Origin of the sequence: Mycobacterium sp. E787 (assembly GCF_001668725.1) — a bacterium.
Classification (GTDB): domain Bacteria; phylum Actinomycetota; class Actinomycetes; order Mycobacteriales; family Mycobacteriaceae; genus Mycobacterium.
The window spans coordinates 123,862-146,724 of sequence record NZ_LZKL01000025.1 but is presented as its reverse complement, the minus strand read 5'-3'; the positions used below and the strand labels follow the sequence as shown (position 1 = coordinate 146,724).

Sequence of the window (22,863 nt, the reverse complement as noted above, 5' to 3'; positions counted from 1 at the left end):
CCGCTCTTCAGCTTGACTTCAGCTCCGCTTCCTAGCGTCGCCGGCATCACGTCAGCGACAAGGAGGCACATTGACCGCCGAGGAATCCACCCACACCCCCGAGCCGGCAACCCCGGCGCCTTATCCGGAACCGGCGCCCGCGTCGTCGGTCCTCCACCGGCATCCCGTCGGCGTCGCGGTCGGCACCGGGCTGGCCGGCCTCGTCGTCGGGGCCTTCGGGGCCGCCACCCTGATCGGCCTTTGGGCCCCTCCTCCGCCGCCGGGCTACCCGCCCCCGCCGCCGGGCGCACCGCCCATGCCACCGGATGCCACCGCCACCGAGCTGGTGCATCCCCTGCCCGCCGGCAGCCGGCTGATCTTGGTGGCCGACACCACGCAGACCACCCAGGTGACCCGCCAGCTGCGTCAGCTGATGATCGGTGCGGGTTTGGTCACGCTGCTGTTGGCGGCGCTGCTGTTGATGGCGGTGAGCCGGGTTGCGCTGCGGCCGTTGGACCGGCTGACCGCGTTGGCCACCGACATCGCGACCGGTGACCGTGGCCGGCGATTGCGCCCCCAGCGCACCGACACCGAATTGGGCCGCGCCGCAAGCGCTTTCGACGGAATGCTGGAAGCGCTGGAAGCCTCCGAGCGACGGGCCCGGCTCGCGGCCGAAGACGCCCGGCGCGCCGAGGCGGCCACCCGGCGATTTCTCGTCGACGCCGCCCACGAGCTGCGCACCCCGATCGCCGGGATCCAGGTCGCCGCGGAACAACTCGTCAGCAACGCCGCACAGGACCAGGGCGACGAGGCGCGCGCTCAACACCGCCGCGCCAACCTGTTGCTGTCCGACGCCCGCCGCGCCGGACGTCTGGTGGGCGACATGCTGGATCTCAGCCGCATCGATGCCGGGCTGCCGCTTGACCTGCACGATGCCGACCTCGCCGCCCTGGTCGACGCCGAGGCCGACCGGACGGCCCTGTTGGCGCCACGAGTCACCGTCGTACGGACCGGCCTGGCCGGGCTCGAGGTCAGGGCCGACCCGCACCGGCTGGCGCAGATCCTGGCCAACCTGCTCGACAACGCCCGCCGGTACACCCCCGCGGGCGGGGCCATCACCATCGAGCTGTCCGCGAGCGGCCACACCGCCGAGGTGACCATGACCGACACCGGCCCGGGGGTTCCCGACGAGGAGCGTGACCGCATCTTCGAACGGCTGGTGCGCCTAGACGCCGGGCGATCCCGCGACCATGGCGGCGCGGGGCTGGGCCTACCGATCGCCCGCGCGCTGGCGCGCGCCCACGGCGGCGAGCTGACGTGCCTTCCCCACCAGGGCGGGGCGCAGTTCCGGCTCAGCCTGCCGGTGGGCGCGGCCGGCGCGCAGCGGGTCTAGAACCCGGGGGCCGGGGGCGGTCCGCCCGGGTGCGGCCCGAACGGTCCGTCCGGGTGCGGCCCGAACGGTCCGCCCGGACCTGGCGGCGGCGCGTCGAACGGTCCACCCGGACCCGCGGGCCCCGGCGGCGGCGGGCCGGGTTGCCCCGGGGCCGGTGGCGGCGGCGGGGGATCGGCCGTGGCCACGGCGGCACCGAAGCCCGTCGCGGCAACCCCCAGGGCGCCCGCGAGCATGGAAGCGGCGATGAGTCGCTTGATTTTCATGATCTTTTCTCCTGCTCGTTCATCGGGTTGGCGCGGGCGGCGACGGGGGCGTCCCGGACCCGCCGGGGGGAGTGGGGATGCCGGGTGGCGGCGGTGGCCCGGGCGGCGGAACGAACGCGCCTGCCGTGGCGTCCGGGCTGATCGCGGGGTCGCCGTAGGCGGTGCCGTCGGCGGTGATCACGAGCGCTCGTACCCCGCCGCCGTTGAGCTGGGCGGCGATCTGCTGCGGCGGGGTGCGCGCGAGGGCCAGCGCGTCGGCGCGCGACGTGGCCGCCAGCAGCCGGTCGTGGAGGTCGCGCCGGGCCTGGGCGCGCAGGCCGACGTCGATGACGACCCCGAGGATCACCAGCAAGACGGCGAGCAGCCCGATGACGACCACGACGACCCGCCGCCGCAGCGACGGCGTCGGCGTCACGGGGTCGGCGGCGGCCGTCATGATGGGCGGGCCTGCAGGCGGTAGCCCATCCCGCGGACGGTGTGCACGATCCGCGGGCCGTGAGCCTCGAGCTTGCGCCGCAGCCCGCTGATGTGCACCTGCACCAGGTTGGGGTCGTAGGCGTCGTAGCCCCACACCGCGTTCAGGATCTGGCCGGCGCTCACGATCCGGCTGCGCTGCTGCACCAGGAAGTGCAGCAGCCGCAGCTCGGTGGCGGTCAGGTCCAGTTCGTGACCCGCGCGCACCGCGACCCCGGCGTCGACATCCAGCACCAGGTCGCCGACCTGCAGCGCCCGCGGCAGCCGTCCCCTTCGGCGCAGCACCGCGCCCACTCGCGACACCAGCTCGGCCAGCTCGAACGGTTTGACGACGTAGTCGTCGGCGCCGCCGTCGAGGCCACGCACTCGGTCGTGCAACCCGTCGCGGGCGGTGATGAGCACGATCCCGGCGTCGCCCCAATCCCGGACCACGTCGATGAGCTCGAACCCGTCGCGCCCCGGCAGCATCACGTCGAGCACCACCAGGTCCGGGCGCAGGCCGTCGAGCGCCTCCTCCAAACCGTCGCCGTCGCGACAGGCGTCGGCGTGGTAGCCGGCGTCGGTCAGCGCCTCGCGGACCATTTCGCGGATGGTCTCGGAATCCTCGACCACCAGCACGCGCGGAATGCCGACGCTGGGGCGCCTGGCCGCGCCCGGGGAACTCGCCATGCCCCATTGTGAGCGTCGCGTTGGCGCGACCGGCCCGGTAAGCCGCTTTCTTCAGGTTCGCTTCACATTCCGCCGCCGAGTCGTCGGCGGTGGCACGATCCGCACCTGCCGCCGGCCGGGCGGATGCTCTACTTTGATGCGGGCCTGAACGCATGCCTGCACACCGCCGAGCGCGGCAGGGTCGGTGGGCCAGTTGTGCTGCCCCGCGTCGTCGAACAACGCGACCGCGTTGGGCGTCGGCCCGGTCGTGAACCGGGTCTGATACCGGACGCCCGCGTGCCTGCCCGTGCCCCAGAAGGCCGCGGCCCAGGCCTGCGGGATGTCATAGTTCGGGCATGTTCCGATCTCGCGGGTCATGCCGAAGTCGACGGCATTCCGCGCGCAGGTATTGGCAAGCCAGCGTGGCGCCGGTATCCGGAGCTTCGAAACCTGGGTTCCCGCAGCCGCTTTGAACGTGACCAGCCCCTGGCGCACCAGGTCGTGGCCGAACCGCTCCCGCAGGGAAGTCGCCAAATCGGTTGCGAGGTGACAGGTTCCGTTGGGCGAGGGCAGATCGAACCGGCCCGAGAGGTCGGAGGAAAACCACCAGGGAGACTTGTTGACGGCGTGTGCCCGATACAGCGGCACGTCGTCCTTCAGCCGCGTCCGGGGGAACGCCGCCAGCGCCGGCGGCGGGAGGCCGAGCGCGGGCCGCTGGCGCGAACCACTCACGCGCGCCAGCCCGCCGCCACCTCGCGCGCCATCGCAATCACCCGCTCGGGGTCACACCCCTCGCGCAACCACTCACTCGGGCGCTCGCCGTCGAGCTGATCGCTGGGCGCGCGCATCCACAACGCCATCATCCAGGCGTCGTCGGTGCCCTGCGCAAGCGTCGTCAGCACCTCGCCCAGCGACGGAATCGTCGCGCCGCTCTCGAGGAACTGCCATACCGGATACACCACTCCGCCGTCGGCCAGCGGGCAGGCCAGCAGCGCATGGCGCGCAATTTTCTGGTGCAGCGCCTGCCGCGACACCCCCAGCCAGCGGGCGAGCCCGGCGGTGTCGTAAAAGGGTCCGGACACCTCATCGAACACGTGGCCCAACGGCAGCGCCGCCACCATGGCTTCGGCGATGGCTTCCGCATCGCCGAACGCCTCGGGACTCACTTCTGCCGCGGCGGCCTTGCGCAGCCGATCATGCACCTTGCGACTGACCGACCGCATGATCTCCCGCTCCAGCACCGCCAGGTCCGTCATCGCCACTCCCGGTCTCGAGATCGCGTCAAGCATGACAATGCTACACCGTCAAGCACGTCAAGCGACTTTCGCCGGATAGGCAGGGTGGCGTCTATCCGGCCCCGCCGGTGTCGGGCACCGCGGCGCCCACACCCGCCGCGCCCTTGCCCCCGCCGCCGCGCCGCGTTCCGATCAGATCGGCGGCCCCGGAGCCCAGCAGCGGCTTGCCGGCCACCTCCGGGGCGAAGATCAGGGTGACCGCGCCGACCCCTCCGGCGAACATCAGCATGTACGCCGGCATCATCGGATTGCCGGTGCCGGTGACCAGCGTCTCGGCGATCAGCGGGGTGGTGCCGCCGAAGGCCGACACGGCGATGTTGAACCCGATCGACACCGCGCCGTAGCGCACGTTGGTGGGAAACAGCGCGGGCAGGATCGCCGGCTCGAGGCTGCTCAAGAACATCATGGGCAGGCCGACCAGCAGCACACCGGCGAACTTGATGGGATACGCCCCGCCGAACCGCATCAGGGTAAAGGCCGGTAGCGACACCGCGATGAGCAAGCCGCACCCCGTCCACATCAGCGGTTTGATGCCCATTCGGTCGGAGAGCATCGCGACGAACAGCACGCCGACCGTCAAGGCCGCCAGCACGATCAGGACCATGACCAGCGCCGCGGTGTCCCCCACGCCCGCGGTCTTTTTCAGGTACGTGGGCACGTAACCACTGACCATGTAGCTCGTGTCGGTGACCGCGAGCTCCACGCCAAGGCAGATCAGCAGCCCTTTCCACTGCCGCACGACGGTCAGCACGAACTGGGTGCGGACGGAGACGGGCAGCGCGACCTTGTGCACCTTCTCGTAGCCGGGCGACTCGTCGATCCTCGAGCGCAGGTACACCGCGACCAGGCCGAACGGCGCGGCCAGCAGGAACGGGATGCGCCAGCCCCAGTTCAGCATGTCGGCGGTGGGCAAGGCCGTCTGCAGGCCCGTCACCAGCGCGGCGCCCACCACGAAGCCGCCCAGCGTGCCCACCGGCAGGAATCCGGCCAGCATCCCGCGCTTGTGGTCCGGGGCGTGCTCGGCGATGAAGGTCATCGCGCCCGCGTACTCCCCACCGGAGGAAAGCCCCTGGCCGACGCGGACGACCGTGAGCAGGATCGGCGCCCAGACCCCGATGGTGTGGTAGCCGGGCAGGGCACCCGTCGCGGCACCGCAGACCGCCATCAGCGAGATGGTCATCACCAGCACGGGCTTGCGCCCGATGCGGTCGCCGAGCGGCCCGAAGATGAAGCCGCCCAGCGGCCGGACGACGAACCCCGCCGTCATCGTGCCGAAGGTGGCGATGAGGTTGCCCGCGCCGGAGTTCTCTCCCGGGTAGAACTTCTGCGCCAGGATGGTGGCGACGAGGCTGAACAGGGTGAAGTCGTAGGCCTCCATGAAGTTGCCGATCGCGGTGCCCTGGATCGACCGATGCGTGGCGCGGGCATCGGCCACCGGGGCCCCGCCGCGTCCGTCACCCGCTTTTCGACTCATTGGGTACATGACTTACCCCCAACGGTTCGCAACTATGCGACGACCCCGCCATGTGGAGGACAATCGCGGCCATGGGGCGGACTGCGAACGGATCGATTTTCACCGCGATCGGCGCACGGTTGCTGCGTTCCCGCCGCTTTGTGCGCGCGCCGGTCTGGATCTACCAGTCCCGCGCGGGTGCGCTGTTCGGCTCGCGAATCCTGATGCTCGAACACATCGGCCGCAAGTCCGGCACGCCGCGCTACGCGGTGCTGGAGGTCGTCGATCGTCCCGCCACCGACGTCTATGTCGTCGCGTCGGGCTTCGGCCGAAAGGCCCAGTGGTTTCGCAACATTGAGGCCAACCCGCGGGTCCGGGTCTACGTCGGCAGCCGTGCGCCGCGGCGCGCCACCGCGCGCGTGCTCGGCCAACAGGAGACCGACCGCACGCTGGCCGCCTACCGCGAACGCCATCCCGGGGCGTGGGAGCGGTTCCGCCCGGTGCTGGAAAGCACGCTCGGCGCGCCGATCACCGACACCGGAAGCCCACTGCCGATGGTCGAATTGCGTTGCGGCGGTGGCGATCGCTAGCGCGGCGAAGCCGGGCGTAGCGGGTCGCCACCATCGGACTCAGCTGTTATCCGGGCCCTTGACCGTCATCACCGCGAAGGTGGCCAGGAACGCCGCCGCCGGGATGGTGTTGACGAACTTGTCGTGCGCCCGGATGTGCGCACCGACGGCCAGGGTGAAGTACAACGTCAGCATCGCCGTCGTCAGCCTTGCCAGCGTGGGGAAACGGGTGACGGACAGCAACCCGATCGCGGCGGCCGCCTTCACCACCGGCAGGACGGGGCGGATCTCGTCGGGGACTCCGAGGTCGTCCAGAACCTTCTTGATGGGGGCCACCTGAAATCCGCAGGCAACCGCGTCGACGGCGTGGAAGGCGGCAAGTCCCGCATAGGTTTTCGGTGAAGTCAGCGCACTCATGCGCCCAGCCTATTGGGTCAACTCGGGCGGCGTCCCCGGCTGGCCGTCCACGGGCTGGCGGGCTATCGCCTCGGCCTTCGCCACCGCCTGGGCGATGGCCGGGTCGGTCTCGGTGGAGAACCAGTCGGCGACGTCGGCGTCGTCGTCGGCCTGGTGCTTGGGCACGTCGTCGACGGGGGAAGGCTGGAACCGGAACACGCCGTCCTCGCCCGGCGTGCCCAGGAGCCTGGTGAAGCCCTGCAGCGCGGCGCTGAAATCGCTGGGCACCACCCACACCTTGTTGGCGTCGCCGCGTGCCATCTCCGGCAACGTCTGCAGGTACTGGTAGGCCAGCATCTCGGGAGTGGGCCGGCCGGCCTTGATCGCGGCGAACGTCTTCTCGATGGCCTTGGCCTGGCCCTGCGCCTGCAGATACGCCGCGGCGCGCTCACCCTGGGCGCGCAGCATCCGCGACTGCCGGTCGGCCTCGGCGGCCAGGATGGCGGCCTGCTTGGCGCCCTCGGCGGCCAGGATCTGCGCCTGCTTCTGGCCCTCGGCCTCCTTGATCGCCGACTCGCGCATGCCCTCCGCGGTCAGGATCATCGCCCGCTTTTCCCGGTCGGCCTTCATCTGCTTTTCCATCGAGGCCTGGATCGACGGCGGCGGGTCGATGCTGCGCAGCTCCACGCGCGCGACCCGCAGGCCCCAGCGCCCGGTGGCCTCGTCCAGCACGCCGCGCAGCTGGCCGTTGATCTGGTCGCGGGAGGTCAGCGTCTGCTCGAGGGTCATCCCGCCGACCACGTTGCGCAGGGTGGTGGTCGTGAGCTGCTCGACGCCGACGATGTAGTTGCTGATCTCGTAGACGGCCGCCTGCGGGACGGTGACCTGAAAGTAGACCACGGTGTCGATGTTGAGGGTCAGGTTGTCCTCGGTGATCACCGGCTGCGGCGGGAACGACACCACCCGCTCGCGCAGGTCCACCCGCGCGCGGACGCGGTCGATGAACGGCACCAGCAGCGTCAGCTGCCCGCTGACCGTGCGGCTGTAACGACCCAGGCGTTCGATCACGGCGGCCTCGGCCTGCGGGATCAGCGCGACCGACTTCGCCACCACGATGATCCCGAAGATCACCAGCGCCAGCGCCACCACCAGCAGAGCAATTCCAGCCATCGCTTCCTCCCGTTTTCTCCAGAGGTATTACATGCCCTTGAACACCACGGCCGTGGCGCCATTGATCTGCATGACGGTCACCCGGTCGCCGGGTTCGTAGACGTCGTCCTCGTTGGCCGGCCGCGCCGTCCACACCTGGCCGTCCAGCTTCACCTGGCCCTCATCGCGTGCGACGCGCTCGAGCACCAGCGCGTTCTTGCCCTGCAGCGCCTCGATGCCGGTCGGCAACACCCTCGGCGGGGTCAGCCGCCGCCGCAGCGCCGGCCGCACCACGACCAGCAGCAGAACCGAGATCACAAGGAACACCGCCGCGTCGATCCACACGGGCCCGCCGAGCAGCCAGCTGCTCCCGGCGGCGGCCAGCGCGCCGCCGGACAGCATCAGCAAGAACATATGGCCGGTGAGCGCCTCCCCACCGGCGAGCGCCAGCGCGAATATGAGCCAGATCACCGCGGCGGGCATGCGGTCAGAATACGCGTAATCCGCCTTTGCCGGATCGAACAACTACACTCCGAGATCATGTGGTGTCCCAGTGTCTCGCTGTCCCTGTGGGCCAACGCCTGGCTCGCGGGCAAGGCGGCGCCCGACGACGTCTTGGACGCGTTATCCGTTTGGGCGCCAAAGCAATCGGTCACCGCGTATGATGCGGTCGCCGCGGGCCACACCGGCCTGCCGTGGCCCGATGTCCACGACGCCGGCACCGTCACGCTGCTGCAAACCCTGCGCGCGGCGGTCGGCCGGCCGGCGGGGTCGTCGGCCCCCGACCGTTTGCGGGGGACCGTCAACATCGTTCTGCCGGTGCCCGGCGACGTGCGCGGCCTGGCCCCGGGAACCCAGTTCGAATCCGACGCCCTGGCCGCCGGCGAGGCGGTCATCATCGCCAATCCCGACGACCCGGCCACCGCCGTCGGCCTGGTTCCGGAGTTCAGCTACGGCGACCTCGACGAGGCCGACGACGCGGGCTTGCCCGAACTGTGCGGGCTGTCCTGGACGGTGTACTCCCTGCCCGGTGCGCCGGTGCTGGAACACCACGAACTCGGCGACGCCGAGTACTCGCTGCGCTCGGCCGTGCGGTCGGCCGCCGATGCGCTCGGCGCGATCGGGGTGGGAGCCGCCGCATCCGATGTGGACGATCCACGGGGACTCGTCGAGCAGTTGCTGGAATCGTCACGGCAACACCGCATTCCCGATCATGCGCCGTCGCGCGCGCTGCGGGTGCTGGAGAACGCCGCGCACGTCGACGCCATCATCGCGGTCAGCGCCGGGCTCAGCCGGGTGTCCGAGTCCCCGACGGATCGCATCGTCGCGGGGATCGGTGCGCAATCGTCGTCGCAGGCGCGGATCGCCACCGATGCGCTGCGACCGCTGACCACGGTGGTGCGCTCGGCGCGGATGGCCGCGGTCACCGCGATCCTGCACTCGGCCTGGGCGGACTAAGCCTGATGGCGGCGACCCGCTTCGCCCGGCTCGCCGCGCTCGCGATCGCCGCTAAGCCTGGTCCTGTTGCCGCGCAACGCAATGCGGCGGAGCGCACGCCGCGCCGTTGACGCTGGCGAGGCAGCCCGGCACCGGGTCGGGTCCGCTGACCCTGGTCGGCGCCCGGCCTGAGCGCAGTTCGTCGACCAGATCCGCGGCCAGCCGGGCGAAGCGACGATCGGCGTTGGGGGTGGCGGCCCGGGCGAAGGCCATCCCGTCCGCCTCGGCCTGAGCGGCCAACTCGCGGTCGAGGTCCCACACCACCTCGATGTGGTCGGCGACGAACCCGATCGGGCAGACGATCACGGCCTTGGTACCCGATCCGGCGAGCGTCGACAGGTGGTCCTCCACACTGGGCTCCAGCCAAGGGACTTGGGGAGGCCCCGATCGCGACTGCCAGGCCAGGTCGTAATCGCCGTATCCGGCGGCGGCCGCGACCAGCCTTGCGGCATAGGCGACTTGGCGGCTGTACAGCCGGGGACCGCAGCGCTCGTCGGCGGCCACCGGCACCGAGTGCGCGGTGAACACCAGCCGCGCGTCGCCGGGCGTGGTGGCCGCGGCCGCCGCCACCGCGCCGGCGAACATCTCGACGAATAGCGGGTGATCGAAATAGGGCCGCAGCTTGACCAATTCGGGCGCGTCCGGCCCGGCCGCCCGGCGGGCCCGGGCGATGTCTTCGACGTACTGGGTGCAGCCGGAGTACCCGCTCCACGCCGATGTGGTGAACACGGCTGCGCGCCGAATGCCTTCGTCGCGCATCGCCTTGACGGTGTCCTCGACGTATGGTTCCCAGTTGCGGTTGCCGAAGTACACCGGCACGTCGAGCTCCTGCTCGAGCTCGGCTATCAGGGCGCGGTTGATCCCGTTGATCGGCGACACCCCGCCGAAATGCAGGTAGTGCTCGGCGACGTCGTCGAGGCGCTCCGGCGGCACGTTGCGGCCCCGGGTGACGTTCTCCAGGAACGGCCGCACCTGCTCGGGCCCCTCCGGCCCGCCGAAGGACAGCAGCAGGACCGCGTCGAAGTTCATTGCGGCTTACAGTAATTGGGTGCTGGCGCCGCCGTCGGCGTAGATGACCGTCCCGGTCGTGGCCGGCAGCCACTCGGACAACAACGCGCACACCGTCTTGGCGACCGGTGTCGCGTCCTTCATGTTCCAGCCCAGCGGCGCGCGCTGATCCCAGCCCTCCTCGAGCAGATGGATCTGGGCGCCGGCCTCCTCGCCGAGCGCGCCGCCGACGATCGCGCTCATCGCCAGCGTCCGAATTGGGCCCGCGGCAACGAGATTCGAGCGCACGCCGTACCGGCCGGCCTCGCGGGCGACGAACCGGTTCACCGACTCCAGCGCGCTCTTGGCGACGGTCATCCAGTTGTAGGCCGGCATCGCGCGCGACGGGTCGAAGTCCATGCCGACGATGCCGCCGCCGGGATTCATGATCGGCAGCAGCGCCTTGGCCAGCGAGGCATACGAATACGCGGAGATGTGGATGCCCTTGGCGACGTCCTCGTACGGCGCGTCGAAGAACGGGTTGATACCCATCCCGGTCTGCGGCATGAAGCCGATCGAATGCACCACGCCGTCAAGCTTGTTGCCCTCGCCGATGACCTCGGTCACCCGGTCGGCCAGGGTCTCCAGGTGCTTGTCGTTCTGCACGTCGAGCTCGATCAGCGGGGCCTTGTTCGGCAGCCGGTCGGCGATGCGCTGGATCAGCCGCAGCCGGTCGAACCCGGTGAGCACCAGTTCGGCCCCCTGCTCCTGGGCCACCCGCGCGATGTGGAAAGCGATCGACGAGTCGGTGATGATCCCGGTGACCAGAATTCGTTTGCCTTCGAGCAGTCCTGCCATGTCCGTCCTATCGTTCCTCAGTGGCGATCACAAGCCCGGCGGCGTCGGGCGCTGGGGGTCGCCGCCCACAACCTAGTGGCCCATGCCCATGCCGCCGTCGACCGGGATGACCGCGCCGGCGATGTAGGTCGCATCCTCGGAAGCCAGGAAGCTGACCGCCCCGGCGACCTCGGCGGCGGTGCCGACCCGCTTCGCCGGGATGAATTCCAATGCGCCCGCCTGGATGCGCTCATCCAGCGAGCGGGTCATCTCGGTGTCGATGTAGCCGGGGGCGACCACGTTCGCCGTCACCCCGGCCTTCGACAGCTCCCGGGAGATCGAGCGCGCCATGCCGATCAGGCCGGCCTTGGCGGCCGCATAGTTGGACTGGTTACCGATCCCCCACATGCCGGACACCGACCCGATGAAGATGATGCGGCCGAACCGCTTCTTCTGCATGCTGCGCGACGCCCGCTGGGCGACGCGGAATGCCCCGGTGAGGTTCGCGTTGATGACCTCTTCGAACCGCTCCTCGGTCATCCGGATCAGGAAGGCGTCTTTGGAGATGCCGGCGTTGGACACCAGCACTTCGACCGGGCCCTGGTGCTCCTCGACCTGTTTGAAGGCGCGATCGACGGCGTCGTTGTCGGTGACGTCACACTCGACGCCGAACAGGCCCTCGGGCGCCCCGGATCCGCGGTGCGTGACGGCCACCTTGTGGCCGTCGGCGGCGAGCCGCTTCGCGATCGCCAGACCGATCCCCCGGTTTCCGCCCGTGACCAGGACCGAACGGGATACGAATGCGGGTCTGCCGTAGTCGGGAGCACTTTCGGTGCTGTTCTCGGTGGCTGTATCAGTCACCCCGCCAACCTATCGCCTGGGTTACGCGCAGCCGACATCTCCCCCCTGCCAGCCCGCGAGCGTAACCGGGCTGCGAATTTCGGGCCGGATTCTCGCAGTGCGGTTACGCTCGCGAGGCTTTGTCGGTGTGACTCAGCACACTCTCGGCCATGAAAGATCCGTTCCTGGGCAGTGAGGCCCTGGCCGCCGGCGCATTGACTCCCTACGAGCTGCGCAGCGGGTATGTGTCGCTGCACAAAGACGTCTATGTGCCGAGAGATGCCGAGCTGACGGCCGTACTGCGGGCCAAGGCATGTTGGCTGCGTTCGCGACGGCGCGGCGTCCTTGCCGGCTTCTCCGCCTCCGCGCTGCACGGCGCAAAGTGGATCGACGCTTCGCGGCCCGCCGAGATCATTCACACCAACCATCGCCGTTTCGCGGGCGTGCGGGTCTGGGACGAGCGCATCGAGCCGGACGAGATCGCCGTCGTCGGCGGCATTCGGGTGACGACGCCGGCCCGGACGGCGCTGGACCTCGCGCGCCGGCATCCGACCGACACCGCCATCGCCGCCGTCGACGCCCTCATGCAGGCGACCGAGTTGAAGATGATCGACATCGACCAATTGGTCGATCGGTACCGGGGCCGGCGGGGCATGAAGGCGGCACGACTGGCTCTCCCGCTCGTCGACGGCGGAGCGCAGTCACCGAAGGAGACATGGTTGCGCCTGCTGTTGGTGCGAGCGGGCTTCCCGCGGCCGCAGACCCAGATCGTGGTTCGCAACGAATGGGGTTGGCCCGACGCCTATCTGGACATGGGTTGGGAGGACCTGAAGGTCGCCGCCGAGTATGAAGGCGACCAACACCAATCCAGTCGCTACCACTACGTCAAGGACATCCACCGGCTTGAGAAATTGGAGCGCCGCTACGGCTGGATTGTGGTCAGGGTCGTCGCCGAGGACCACCCCGTCGACATAATCCACCGCGTGGCCGACGCGCGCGCCTCGCGAGCGTAACCACACCGCGAAAACCAAAGCCAGAAACCGCAACCTGGTTACGCTCGCGGACCCGAGCAAGACGCTCGGCGAGAGGGAAACGTCAGGTCGGCAGGCGCCGGTTGATCAGCAGCGCCGCGAGCGCCGCGAGCGCCAGCACCAGCGCGCCAAGCCGCAGCCAGCCCGCGCTGGCGTCGCCCTTGATCGTCTCGTAGCCGATCTGCTGCTGCAGCGACGCGTAGACGGCCTTCAGCTCTGCCAGGCTCGCGGCGTTGTACCAATTCCCACCGGAAAGCTCGGCGACCTTCTTCATGGTGGTGTCGTCGACCGGAACGGGCTGGCGCTGGTCGTTGATCTCGACGAACCCGTACGGCGTGCCGAACGAGATCGTCGAGATCGGCACGCCCTGGTCCTTGGCGGTGCGCGCGGCGGTGAAGGCGCCCTTCGGGTTGTCCGGGTTGGTCGGCATAGTCTCCTTGCCGTCGGAGAACAGCACGATCCGGGCCGGCGGCGGCGTGTCGCCGCCGCCGATCACCGCGCCGACCGTGGCGATGGCCTGCAGCGCGGTGAAGATGCCCTCCCCGGTGGCGGTGCGGTCGGCGAACTGCAACTTGTCCAGCGCGTTCTTGGTCGCGTCCCGGTTGGTCGTCGGGGACACCAGCACGGTCGCGGTGCCCGCGTACTCGATCAGCCCCAGATTGATTCCCGGGGTCAGCTCGTCGGCGAACTGCTTGGCGGCCTCCTGAGCGGCCGCCATCCGGTTCGGCGGGACGTCGGCGGCGCGCATCGACTGCGACACGTCGATCACCAGCATCACCACCGCGCGGTTGCGGGGAATCCGGACGTCGTTCGTCGGCCCCGCCATCGCGATGGTGAACAGCACCAGCGAGGTCACCAGCAGGATCGCCGGCACGTGCCGCCATCGCGACGGCCGTTGCGGGGCAACACTTTCCAGCAGCTCCATGTTGGCGAACCGCAGCATCCGCCGCTGCCGCGCCAGCTGCAGCACGATGTACAGCGCGGCCAACCCGACCACCACGACAAGGAAAAGGAAGAACCACGAGTGCGCGAAGCCCGACAGCGACATCGGGCCCAGCAGCGGCAACGTCACTGCCGCCCCGCCAGCGCCCCCCGCCGACGGGATTCCACGAAGCGCACGATGTCGGCAATCCAGTCGCGGTCGGTGCGCAGCGTCAGCACCGGGGCCCCGCAGCTGCGGACCGTGCGGGACACCTCCGCGCGGTGCGCCGCGGCCGCGTTGGCGAAGTCGTCACGCAACTGCGCGTCGATGGTGAACTCCCGCGTGACGCCGGTTTCGGCGTCCTGCAACACCACGTCGCCGATGTCAGGCAGCTCGACGTCGCGCGGGTCGAGCACCTCGATGGCCAGCACCTCGTGTCGGGCCGAGATCGCCCGCAGCGGGCGCATCCAATTGATCGGGCCGAGGAAGTCGCTGATGATGACGGCCATTCCGCGGCGGCGTTCCGGCCGGCGCAGCGCATCGATGGCCGTCGCCAGATCGCCACGAACCCCGACCGGCGCCTTGGGCGTCGTCGCGATGGTACGCAGCAGCGTCTGCTCGTGCTGGCGCCCGGAACGCGCCGGGATGCGGGTCATCGTCGCGCCGTTGGCGACCAGCGCGCCGATCCGGTTGCCGCCGCCGCTGTTGAGGTAGGTGATCGCCGCCGCGGCCGCCACCGCCAGGTCGCGCTTCTCGCAGACCGTGGTGCCGAAGTCCAGGCTCGCCGACATGTCGATCACCATCCACGTCTCCAGCTCGCGGTCGGCGATCATCTGCCGGACGTGCGGGTGCGTGGTGCGGGCGGTCACCGCCCAGTCCATCCGGCGGACGTCGTCGCCGGGCTGATACTCGCGCGACTCCCCCGGCTCCGTGCCCGGCCCCGGGATCAGGCCGAGGTGGTCGCCGTGCAGCACCCCGTCGAGCTTGCGTTTGACCGTGAGCTCGAGTGTCTTCAGCGCCGCGGTGAGCTTCGGGTCGTCGATCTGCCCCCGCTGGAACGAGGGCGGATGGCGCACCGCCGGCTTGTCATCGGTCACCGACCGCTGGCCGCCACGGTCTGCATCACCGGCGGCACCGAATGGCCTTGCTGCGGAACGGCATTCACCTGAGGCAGGGCCACCGTCTGCAGCACGCGGTTGATGACGATCTCCGGCGAGATCTCGTCGGCGAGCGCGTCGTAGGTGAGCACCAACCGGTGCCGCAGCACGTCGGGAATGACCTCCACGACGTCCTGTGGGATGACGTAATCGCGGCCCCGGACCAGCGCCAGCGAGCGCGCGCCCGCGATGATGCCCAGCGAGGCACGCGGGGAGGCGCCGAACGAGATCCAGGTCTTGACGTCGTTCATGCCGAGTTGCTCGGGGTGACGGGTGGCGGTGACGACGCGCACGACGTAGTCGACGAGCGCGTGGTGGACGAACACGTTGGACGCGATGTCCTGCAACCGCAGCAGGTCGTCGGTGTTCAGGATCTGCTTGGGCACCGGCGGCTTGACGCCCATCCGGTAGATGATCTCCCGCTCCTCTTCGGGCGTCGGGTAGCCGACGTTGATCTTGAACAGGAAGCGGTCGCGCTGCGCCTCCGGCAGGGGGTAGACGCCCTCGTGCTCGATCGGGTTCTGCGTCGCCATCACCAGGAACGGGTTGGGCAGCGAGAAGGTCTTGCCGCCGATCGACACGTGGCGCTCCTGCATGACCTCGAGCAGCGCCGACTGCACCTTCGCCGGCGCGCGGTTGATCTCGTCGGCGAGCAGGAAGTTGACCACCACGGGCCCGAGCTCGGTGTCGAACTCCTCCTTGCCCTGCCGGTAGATCCGGGTACCGATGATGTCGGTGGGCACCAGGTCGGGGGTGAACTGGATGCGGGCGAACGTCCCGCCGACCACCTTCGCGAAGGTCTCCACGGCCAGCGTCTTGGCGACGCCGGGCACGCCCTCGAGCAGGACGTGGCCCTTGGACAACAGGCCCACCAGCATCCGCTCGACGAGCTGGTCCTGGCCGACGATGATCCGTTTGACCTCGAAGATGGCCCGCTCCAGCGTGTGCACCTCGGCGGCCAGGCCATTACCGCCGCCGGGAGGCGCTTCGTGGGCGGGCGGGCCGGAGGGCCCGCCCTGGCCCGGGTAACTGCTGGCGCCCGGGGGCGGCCCACCTGCTGATGTCATCAAGAACCCTCCACGCTCATTCGGACACGACTGCCGGGCAGCGACGTGCCCTCGTCCAACTATTCCAGGCCTGCCGGTTTCCGTCGACGCTCGCCCGGCTGATGGCTCGCCGGCGCCGCGATCAGTACTCGATGATCCTAGTCAGGAACGGCGTCATGCCCGGCTTGCGCACCGGGCTCACGGTGACCTTGCCGGCCAGTGACGACGCCTCGAGCATCTGGCCGTTGCCGAGATACATCGTGACGTGTTGGCCACCGTTCGGCCCGTAGAAGATGAGGTCGCCGCGCCGGGCCTCGTTGGGCGGGATGTGGCGTCCGGCGTTGTACTGGTCACCGGAGAACCGCGGGATCAGCACGCCGACCCCGGCGAAGCCGTACCGCATCAGGCCCGAGCAGTCGAACCCGTTGATATTGGCCCCATCGCCGACGCCCTTGCTGGGCCCGTCCAGCGCACCCCCGCCCCACGAATACGGCACGCCCATCTGCGACCCCATCCGCTTGATCACGTACTCGATCGCCTGCCGGCCGTAGACGCGGGGGATCTTGCCGCCGGGATTGGTGGGGGTCGCCGCGGCAGGGGCGGGATCGCCGCCGAGGTTGATCCCGAGGCCGCCGAGGAATTGCTTACCCAGGTTCAGCGTGGTCTGGGTGGCCTGGGCGGTGGCCTGTAAGGACGCGTTGGCGACCGCGAGCGGATCGCCCGGGGCGCCGGCGCTGATCGTGGCCGGCAGCGTCGGGTCCCACTGCCCGGGATCGGCGACGGCCGGGGGTGCCGGGGCGGCGACAGCCAACATCAGCCCGGCCACCATCGCGGTGACCCAGGCCAGGGTTATCAGGCGAAAACGCTTGTGCCGCATAGCTCCTCGTTCAGTACTCGGTCGTCACCATTCGATGTAGCGGACCACGTAGGGCGTCATCCCACTGGTGCGCACGGGAGCAACGCGGACCTTCAAACCGATGTCGGGGGCCTCGAGCATCTGACCGTCGCCGAGGTAGATCGTCACGTGCTGGCTGCCGCCCGGGCCGTAGAAGATGACGTCGCCGCGGCGCATCTGCGCCGACGGGATCTTGCGGCCCAGGTTGTACTGCGAACCGGAGTAGTGCGGCAGCTTGATGCCCACGCCGGCGAACGAGTAGAGGACCAGGCCCGAGCAGTCGAACCCGGTGATGCCGGCGCCGGAGTCGATGCCCTTGCTCGGCCCGGCCGCATTGCCGCCGCCCCAGGAATAGGGCACGCCGATCTGCGACATGCCGCGGCGGATCACGTACTCGGTGGCCTGCCGCCCGTAGACCCGCGGGATCCGCCCGGCGGTCGCGCCCGGGTTGGCGTTGGTGATGCCGGTGTCGTCGGGCTTGAGGATGCCGAGTTGTTGTAGGAAGTTGCGGCCCAGGCCGGCGGTGACCTGCGTCGACGTGGCCGAGATGCCCAGCACCTGGTTGATCACCGCGATCGGGTCACCGGGCACGTTGGCGCTGGGCACCATCGGCAGCGTCGGGTCCCACAGCCCGTCCCACTGCCGTCCGCGACCGGGCGACGCACCGGCCGGGGCGCCCGGATCCCACCGGTCGCCCGAGGCGGGGACAGCGGCGCCGCCCTTGCCCGCCGACCATTGCAGCTTGGCCGCCTCGAGCTTGGCCTGCGCCTCATCGCGCTCGGCGGTCAGGCGCGCGGCCTGCTCGCGTTGTTCGGTGAACTTCTGCTTGGAGTTGGTGAGCGCCGCCACCGCGGCGTCCTGACTGGCCTTGGCGTCGGCCGCGGCCTTGTCGGCCTTCTGCTTGGCCAGCCGGGCCGCGGACTCCTTGTTCACCTGCTCGGTGCGGGCCCGCTGCAGCTTGTCCATCACCCCCTGGGAACTGGCGGTCAGGGTCCGGGCGGCCGATTCGGTCGCGATGATGTCTTCCGGGCTGCTCGCCAACAGGTAGCCGCCCGACGGGCCGTTCATATAGGTGGCCGCCGCGAACGTGTCGAACCGGTGCTGCGCGGCGGCGATCGCGGCGTTGGCGTCGGTGACCGACCGCTGGCTGGCCTCCAGGTCGTGCTGAGCGGCGGCCGCGTTGTCCCGCGCGGTCTCGACGTCGACGAGGGCCTTGTTGACGCTTTCCTGTTCCGTCTGAATCTCGGCCGTCAGGTCTTCCAGGCGCTGATTGGCCTTGGCCACGTTGGCGATCAGGGCGGCCAGGCTGTCGGCGGCGGGGTCGGCGTCCGCCAGGCCCGGTGTGCACACCAGCATCGCCACGCTGAGCAGCGACGGTACGACCGGCCGGACCAGCCGGGCGGCCGGTCGCGAGGAGAAGCCCCAGCGGGTACGTCTCATTCGGCTCAGGTCTCCTACGGCTCAACGCGGACGGGCGGCGCCAGGCAGGGATATCTAGAAAGCGCCAGGAACAACACGGGCATCATTTGCACCGTACGTCACATAAGACGCCGTGGAAACGTTAGTCACAAACTGCACTCTGGACGTGCGTTTAATGTGACCGAATGGTGACCTGGCCCGTTTGCCGCGGGGGGCCGCGGGCGTCCGATCGAGGCGGTGGCCCGACCCGGATGCCCGTGTCAGGCGCCGTTAGTGGGCGCTTGCTCCGTTGTTCCGGGGGCACCGGCCGGCGTTGCTGCGCGGCGGCTGCGCAACTGCAGGAAGCGGGTGCCGGCGGCCGCCGCGAAGACGGCGATCAAGAGAAATATGGTCAGGCCTGTCCAGGGAAATTCCGGCGACTGCAGCTCGTGCAAAAAGTGCTGCGCCGAGACCACCGGATTACCGGTCTTGGCGATGTCCTCGCCGGCCTCGAGGGTGACGCGCGGGAATTGCGTGCTGTAGGTGCCGACGTAGCTGGGGCTGAGGGTCAGCACCGTGGCGTCGTGGTAGTCGGCGCCGACCACGGTGGAGATGTCGCGCAACGGCGTGTCGTTGGGCGGGTTGTGGTCGAGCAGCACGATCTTGAGGTTGATGCCGTCGGCGTGCGCCTGGTTGACCACATCGAGCAGGCCGGGCATGGCCTCGGGTGGCGCGCTGACGCCGGCGGCGGCGACCTGAGCCTTGATCGCCGTCATGTCGACGTCCTGCGGAATGTAGAGCGGCAGCACGACGGAATCGTGACCGGTCATGTGTCCCTCCTGCCCGTTGGCACCCCAGCGCTACAGGCACCGTACGCGACTTCACCCGGCCGCATCGCGCGCGGCTTTCCACGACACGTAAACCTCGCACACGACGCGCCGATCCCGGTCGCGGTGTGTTATGTCTCGGCGAGCGGCCCGCCCGTACGCGACTTCGGTTCCAGGGGTTTAAACGCGCGGCGCACGCGACAAGACTGGACCATGGGGTGCCGCCCGTAATGCAGGACAAGCGTACTGTTAAAGTAGCACCGCCGCCGACATGGCCCGTCGGCGGGAGAACTTAATCCTTGGGAGTTGAAGTGACTGATTCTGTGAACTCGTTCGGAGCCCGCGACAACCTCGAGGTCGGCGACAAGAGTTACCAGATCTATCGGCTCGACGCCGTCCCCAACACCGAGAAACTCCCCTACAGCCTCAAAGTCCTGGCGGAGAACCTGCTGCGCAACGAGGACGGCAGCAACATCACCAAGGACCACATCGAGGCCATCGCGAACTGGGATCCCAAGGCGGAGCCCAGCATTGAGATCCAATACACGCCCGCGCGCGTCGTCATGCAGGACTTCACCGGCGTGCCGTGCATCGTCGACCTGGCCACCATGCGCGAGGCCATCGGCGACCTCGGTGGCAACCCGGCCAAGGTCAATCCGCTGGCGCCGGCCGATCTGGTCATCGACCACTCGGTGATCGCCGACCTGTTCGGCCGGGCCGACGCCTTCGAGCGCAACGTCGAGATCGAATACCAGCGCAACGGCGAGCGCTACCAGTTCTTGCGTTGGGGCCAAGGCGCATTCGACGACTTCAAGGTGGTGCCGCCGGGCACCGGCATCGTGCACCAGGTCAACATCGAGTACCTGGCCAGCGTCGTGATGGAGCGCGACGGGGTGGCCTACCCCGACACCTGCGTGGGCACCGACTCCCACACCACGATGGTCAACGGCCTCGGGGTGCTGGGCTGGGGCGTGGGCGGCATCGAGGCCGAGGCCGCGATGCTCGGTCAGCCGGTGTCGATGCTGATCCCGCGGGTCGTCGGCTTCAAGCTGACCGGCGAGATCCAGGCCGGCGTCACGGCCACCGACGTGGTGCTGACCGTCACCGAGATGCTGCGCAAGCACGGCGTGGTCGGCAAGTTCGTCGAGTTCTACGGCGAGGGCGTGGCCGAGGTACCGCTGGCCAACCGCGCCACCCTGGGCAACATGAGCCCCGAATTCGGTTCCACCGCAGCGATTTTCCCGATCGACGAGGAGACCATCTCCTACCTGAAGTTCACCGGCCGCAAGCCCGAGCAGCTCGCGCTGGTCGAGGCCTACGCCAAGGAGCAGGGCATGTGGCACGACCCCAAGCGCGAGCCCGCCTTCTCCGAGTACCTCGAACTCGACCTGTCCGACGTGGTGCCGTCGATCGCCGGGCCCAAGCGACCGCAGGACCGCATCGCCCTGTCGGACGCCAAAGCCACGTTCCGCGAACAGATTCCGGGCTACGTCGGCGACGACCCCGACAAGAAGGACTACTCGAAGCTGGACGAGGCGGTCGACGAGTCGTTCCCGGCCAGCGACCCGGGGGCGCTGGAGAACGGGCATGCCGACGACGCGCCCAAGGTGGAGTCGGCCGCCAGGCACGCGAAGGGCCGGGTGAGCAACCCGGTGACGGTCAAGTCCGACGAACGGGGCGAGTTCGTGCTCGACCACGGCGCGGTGGTGATCGCCGCGGTCACGTCGTGCACCAACACCTCCAACCCGGAGGTGATGCTCGGCGCGGCCCTGCTGGCCCGCAACGCCGTGGAGAAGGGGCTGACCTCCAAGCCGTGGGTGAAGACGACGATGGCGCCCGGCTCGCAGGTGGTGCACGACTACTACGACAAGGCCGGCCTGTGGCCCTACCTGGAGAAGCTGGGCTTCTACCTGGTCGGCTACGGCTGCACCACGTGCATCGGCAACTCCGGCCCGCTGCCCGACGAGATCTCCAAGGCGATCAACGACAACGACCTTTCGGTGGCGGCTGTGCTGAGCGGCAACCGCAACTTCGAGGGCCGCATCAACCCGGACGTGAAGATGAACTACCTGGCGTCGCCGCCGCTGGTGGTCGCCTACGCGCTGGCCGGGACCATGGACTTCGACTTCGAGAGCGAGCCGCTCGGCACCGACAAGGAGGGCAACGACGTCTTCCTCAAGGACATCTGGCCGTCGCAGAAGGACGTGTCGGACACCATCGCGTCGGCGATCAGCCAGGAGATGTTCACGAAGAACTACGCCGACGTGTTCAAGGGCGACGAGCGCTGGCGCAACCTGCCGACGCCCAGCGGCAACACCTTCGAGTGGAACCCGGACTCGACGTACGTGCGCAAGCCCCCCTACTTCGAGGGCATGTCGGCCGACCCGGAGCCGATCAAGGACATCACCGGCGCCCGCGTGCTCGCCCTGCTCGGCGACTCGGTGACCACCGACCACATCTCGCCCGCCGGCAGCATCAAGCCGGGCACCCCGGCGGCACAGTACCTCGACGAGCACGGCGTCGACCGCAAGGACTACAACTCCTTCGGTTCGCGGCGCGGCAACCACGAGGTGATGATCCGCGGCACGTTCGCCAACATCAGGCTGCGCAACCAATTGCTCGACGACGTCGCCGGCGGCTACACCCGCGACTTCACCCAGGACGGCGGCCCGCAGGCGTTCATCTACGACGCCGCGCAAAACTATGCGGCACAAGGCATTCCGCTGGTGGTGCTGGGCGGCAAGGAATACGGGTCCGGTTCGTCGCGCGACTGGGCGGCCAAGGGCACGTTGCTGCTGGGCGTGCGGGCGGTGATCGCCGAGTCGTTCGAGCGCATTCACCGCTCCAACCTGATCGGCATGGGCGTCATCCCGCTGCAGTTCCCCGAGGGCAAGACGGCGGGAGACCTCGGGCTGGACGGCACCGAGGTGTTCGACATCACCGGCATCGAGGCGCTCAACGACGGTAAGACGCCGAAGACGGTGCATGTCAAGGCCGCCAAGGAGTCCGGCGATCCGGTCGAGTTCGACGCGGTGGTGCGCATCGACACGCCCGGCGAGGCCGACTACTACCGCAACGGCGGCATCCTGCAGTACGTGCTGCGCAACATGCTCAAGTCATAGCCGACAGCGCCTGTGCCCAAAGTCAGCGAGGACCATCTGGCGGCTCGCCGCCGCCAGATCCTCGACGGTGCCCGTCGCTGCTTCGCCGAGTACGGCTACGACAAGGCCACGGTCCGTCGGCTGGAAAAGGCGGTCGGGATGTCGCGGGGCGCGATCTTCCATCACTTCCGGGACAAGGACGCTTTGTTTTTCGCGCTGGCGCACGAGGACGCCGAGCGGATGGCGGAGGTGGCGTCCCGCGAGGGTCTGATCCAGGTGATGCGCGACATGCTCGCCGCGCCGGACCAGTTCGACTGGCTGGCCACCCGGTTGGAGATCGCCCGCAAGCTGCGCAACGACCCGGTGTTCAGCCGGGGCTGGGCGGAGCGCTCCGCCGAACTGGCGGCGGCGACCACCGATCGGCTGCGCCGGCAGAAGGAGGCGCACCGGGTGCGCGACGACGTCCCCGGCGACGTCCTGCAGTGCTACCTGGAACTGGTGCTCGACGGCCTGGTGGCCCGGCTGGCGTCCGGCGAGGACCCCGGGCGACTGGCCGCCGTCCTCGACCTGGTGGAAAAGTCCGTGCGGCGCAACGGTTCTGGTAATCCGGGGCGCAAACGCAACGCCACTGCGAATGAGGGGACTTGATTTCGCAGTGACGCTACGCTCGCGTGGACTCGCGCGCCGAGCCGAAGTGTGGTTGAGA

At 69.4% G+C, this 22,863-nt stretch carries 23 protein-coding genes and 1 pseudogene; 6 read left to right on the top strand and 18 right to left on the bottom strand.

Annotation, left to right across the window (positions count from 1 at the left end):
- The first annotated feature begins 70 nt into the window (after positions 1–70).
- A complete protein-coding gene (locus A5705_RS04800; RefSeq protein ID WP_082956299.1) occupies positions 71–1,372 on the top strand; it encodes a cell wall metabolism sensor histidine kinase WalK in 1,302 nt (433 codons plus the stop codon).
- Here the strand turns inward: A5705_RS04800 and A5705_RS26960 are convergent.
- The 6 genes and pseudogenes from A5705_RS26960 to A5705_RS04775 form a co-directional block, all read right to left on the bottom strand.
- Positions 1,369–1,635, bottom strand: a complete 267-nt coding sequence (locus tag A5705_RS26960; protein ID WP_082956298.1) for a hypothetical protein — start codon at positions 1,633–1,635, stop codon at positions 1,369–1,371. The genes A5705_RS04800 and A5705_RS26960 overlap by 4 nt on opposite strands.
- A gap of 34 nt (positions 1,636–1,669) precedes the next feature.
- Positions 1,670–2,071 (bottom strand): annotated as a pseudogene (locus A5705_RS04795) (two-component sensor histidine kinase); the annotation flags it as partial.
- Complete coding sequence (locus tag A5705_RS04790; RefSeq protein ID WP_068275741.1) at positions 2,068–2,778, bottom strand: response regulator transcription factor; 711 nt, start codon at positions 2,776–2,778, stop codon at positions 2,068–2,070. The pseudogene A5705_RS04795 and the gene A5705_RS04790, both read right to left, overlap by 4 nt.
- A gap of 51 nt (positions 2,779–2,829) precedes the next feature.
- On the bottom strand, positions 2,830–3,489 hold the full coding sequence (locus tag A5705_RS04785; protein ID WP_082956297.1) for a hypothetical protein: 660 nt from the start codon (positions 3,487–3,489) through the stop codon (positions 2,830–2,832).
- On the bottom strand, positions 3,486–4,013 hold the full coding sequence (locus A5705_RS04780; protein WP_082956296.1) for a DUF2384 domain-containing protein: 528 nt from the start codon (positions 4,011–4,013) through the stop codon (positions 3,486–3,488). Before A5705_RS04780 ends, A5705_RS04785 begins: the two co-directional genes overlap by 4 nt.
- Positions 4,014–4,104: 91 nt before the next feature.
- Positions 4,105–5,526 (bottom strand): MFS transporter, encoded by a 1,422-nt coding sequence (locus tag A5705_RS04775; RefSeq protein WP_231982363.1) that lies wholly within the window; start codon positions 5,524–5,526, stop codon positions 4,105–4,107.
- Between the two features lie 71 nt (positions 5,527–5,597).
- On the opposite strand from A5705_RS04775, the gene A5705_RS04770 reads away from it, so the two are divergent.
- Complete coding sequence (locus A5705_RS04770; RefSeq protein ID WP_068275731.1) at positions 5,598–6,095, top strand: nitroreductase family deazaflavin-dependent oxidoreductase; 498 nt, start codon at positions 5,598–5,600, stop codon at positions 6,093–6,095.
- 39 nt (positions 6,096–6,134) lie between these two features.
- Here A5705_RS04770 and A5705_RS04765 read toward each other — a convergent pair whose 3' ends face one another.
- The 3 genes from A5705_RS04765 to A5705_RS04755 are packed head-to-tail and all read right to left on the bottom strand — an operon-like array spanning position 6,135 to position 8,102.
- Entirely contained in the window at positions 6,135–6,491 is a 357-nt protein-coding gene (locus A5705_RS04765; RefSeq protein WP_067880983.1) for a DoxX family protein, read from the bottom strand.
- A gap of 9 nt (positions 6,492–6,500) precedes the next feature.
- Positions 6,501–7,640, bottom strand: a complete 1,140-nt coding sequence (locus A5705_RS04760; protein WP_067880980.1) for an SPFH domain-containing protein — start codon at positions 7,638–7,640, stop codon at positions 6,501–6,503.
- Between the two features lie 27 nt (positions 7,641–7,667).
- On the bottom strand, positions 7,668–8,102 hold the full coding sequence (locus A5705_RS04755) for an NfeD family protein (RefSeq protein WP_067880977.1): 435 nt from the start codon (positions 8,100–8,102) through the stop codon (positions 7,668–7,670).
- A gap of 57 nt (positions 8,103–8,159) precedes the next feature.
- On the opposite strand from A5705_RS04755, the gene A5705_RS04750 reads away from it, so the two are divergent.
- On the top strand, positions 8,160–9,077 hold the full coding sequence (locus A5705_RS04750; RefSeq protein ID WP_067880975.1) for a hypothetical protein: 918 nt from the start codon (positions 8,160–8,162) through the stop codon (positions 9,075–9,077).
- 51 nt (positions 9,078–9,128) lie between these two features.
- Here A5705_RS04750 and A5705_RS04745 read toward each other — a convergent pair whose 3' ends face one another.
- The 3 genes from A5705_RS04745 to fabG1 form a co-directional block, all read right to left on the bottom strand.
- A complete protein-coding gene (locus tag A5705_RS04745) occupies positions 9,129–10,145 on the bottom strand; it encodes a ferrochelatase (protein WP_067880973.1) in 1,017 nt (338 codons plus the stop codon).
- Between the two features lie 6 nt (positions 10,146–10,151).
- Positions 10,152–10,961 carry an NADH-dependent enoyl-ACP reductase InhA gene (gene inhA / locus A5705_RS04740; protein WP_067880970.1) on the bottom strand — a complete coding sequence of 270 codons (810 nt, stop codon included), beginning with the start codon at positions 10,959–10,961 and terminating at the stop codon, positions 10,152–10,154.
- Positions 10,962–11,033: 72 nt separating this feature from the next.
- On the bottom strand, positions 11,034–11,801 hold the full coding sequence (gene fabG1, locus A5705_RS04735; RefSeq protein ID WP_067880967.1) for a 3-oxoacyl-ACP reductase FabG1: 768 nt from the start codon (positions 11,799–11,801) through the stop codon (positions 11,034–11,036).
- Positions 11,802–11,950: 149 nt separating this feature from the next.
- Here fabG1 and A5705_RS04730 point away from each other — a divergent pair, with 149 nt between their 5' ends.
- Entirely contained in the window at positions 11,951–12,793 is an 843-nt protein-coding gene (locus A5705_RS04730) for a hypothetical protein (RefSeq protein ID WP_067880964.1), read from the top strand.
- Positions 12,794–12,875: 82 nt separating this feature from the next.
- On the opposite strand, the gene A5705_RS04725 is transcribed toward A5705_RS04730, so the two are convergent.
- The 6 genes from A5705_RS04725 to A5705_RS04700 form a co-directional block, all read right to left on the bottom strand.
- Positions 12,876–13,883, bottom strand: coding sequence for a VWA domain-containing protein (locus A5705_RS04725; RefSeq protein ID WP_067880961.1), 1,008 nt, complete (start codon positions 13,881–13,883; stop codon positions 12,876–12,878).
- Complete coding sequence (locus tag A5705_RS04720; RefSeq protein WP_067880958.1) at positions 13,880–14,830, bottom strand: DUF58 domain-containing protein; 951 nt, start codon at positions 14,828–14,830, stop codon at positions 13,880–13,882. Before A5705_RS04720 ends, A5705_RS04725 begins: the two co-directional genes overlap by 4 nt.
- Positions 14,827–15,957, bottom strand: coding sequence for a MoxR family ATPase (locus A5705_RS04715; RefSeq protein WP_067880955.1), 1,131 nt, complete (start codon positions 15,955–15,957; stop codon positions 14,827–14,829). Before A5705_RS04715 ends, A5705_RS04720 begins: the two co-directional genes overlap by 4 nt.
- 121 nt (positions 15,958–16,078) lie before the next feature.
- Positions 16,079–16,813, bottom strand: coding sequence for an NlpC/P60 family peptidoglycan endopeptidase RipB (ripB, locus tag A5705_RS04710; RefSeq protein WP_067880952.1), 735 nt, complete (start codon positions 16,811–16,813; stop codon positions 16,079–16,081).
- A gap of 24 nt (positions 16,814–16,837) precedes the next feature.
- Complete coding sequence (gene ripA, locus A5705_RS04705) at positions 16,838–18,271, bottom strand: NlpC/P60 family peptidoglycan endopeptidase RipA (protein ID WP_067880948.1); 1,434 nt, start codon at positions 18,269–18,271, stop codon at positions 16,838–16,840.
- Positions 18,272–18,510: 239 nt separating this feature from the next.
- Positions 18,511–19,059, bottom strand: coding sequence for a DUF6676 family protein (locus A5705_RS04700; RefSeq protein WP_067880945.1), 549 nt, complete (start codon positions 19,057–19,059; stop codon positions 18,511–18,513).
- Positions 19,060–19,367: 308 nt separating this feature from the next.
- Between A5705_RS04700 and acnA the strand changes: the two genes are divergently transcribed.
- Positions 19,368–22,178, top strand: coding sequence for an aconitate hydratase AcnA (gene acnA / locus A5705_RS04695; protein WP_067880942.1), 2,811 nt, complete (start codon positions 19,368–19,370; stop codon positions 22,176–22,178).
- A gap of 12 nt (positions 22,179–22,190) precedes the next feature.
- Positions 22,191–22,805, top strand: a complete 615-nt coding sequence (locus A5705_RS04690) for a TetR/AcrR family transcriptional regulator (RefSeq protein WP_067880939.1) — start codon at positions 22,191–22,193, stop codon at positions 22,803–22,805.
- Positions 22,806–22,863 lie beyond the last annotated feature (58 nt).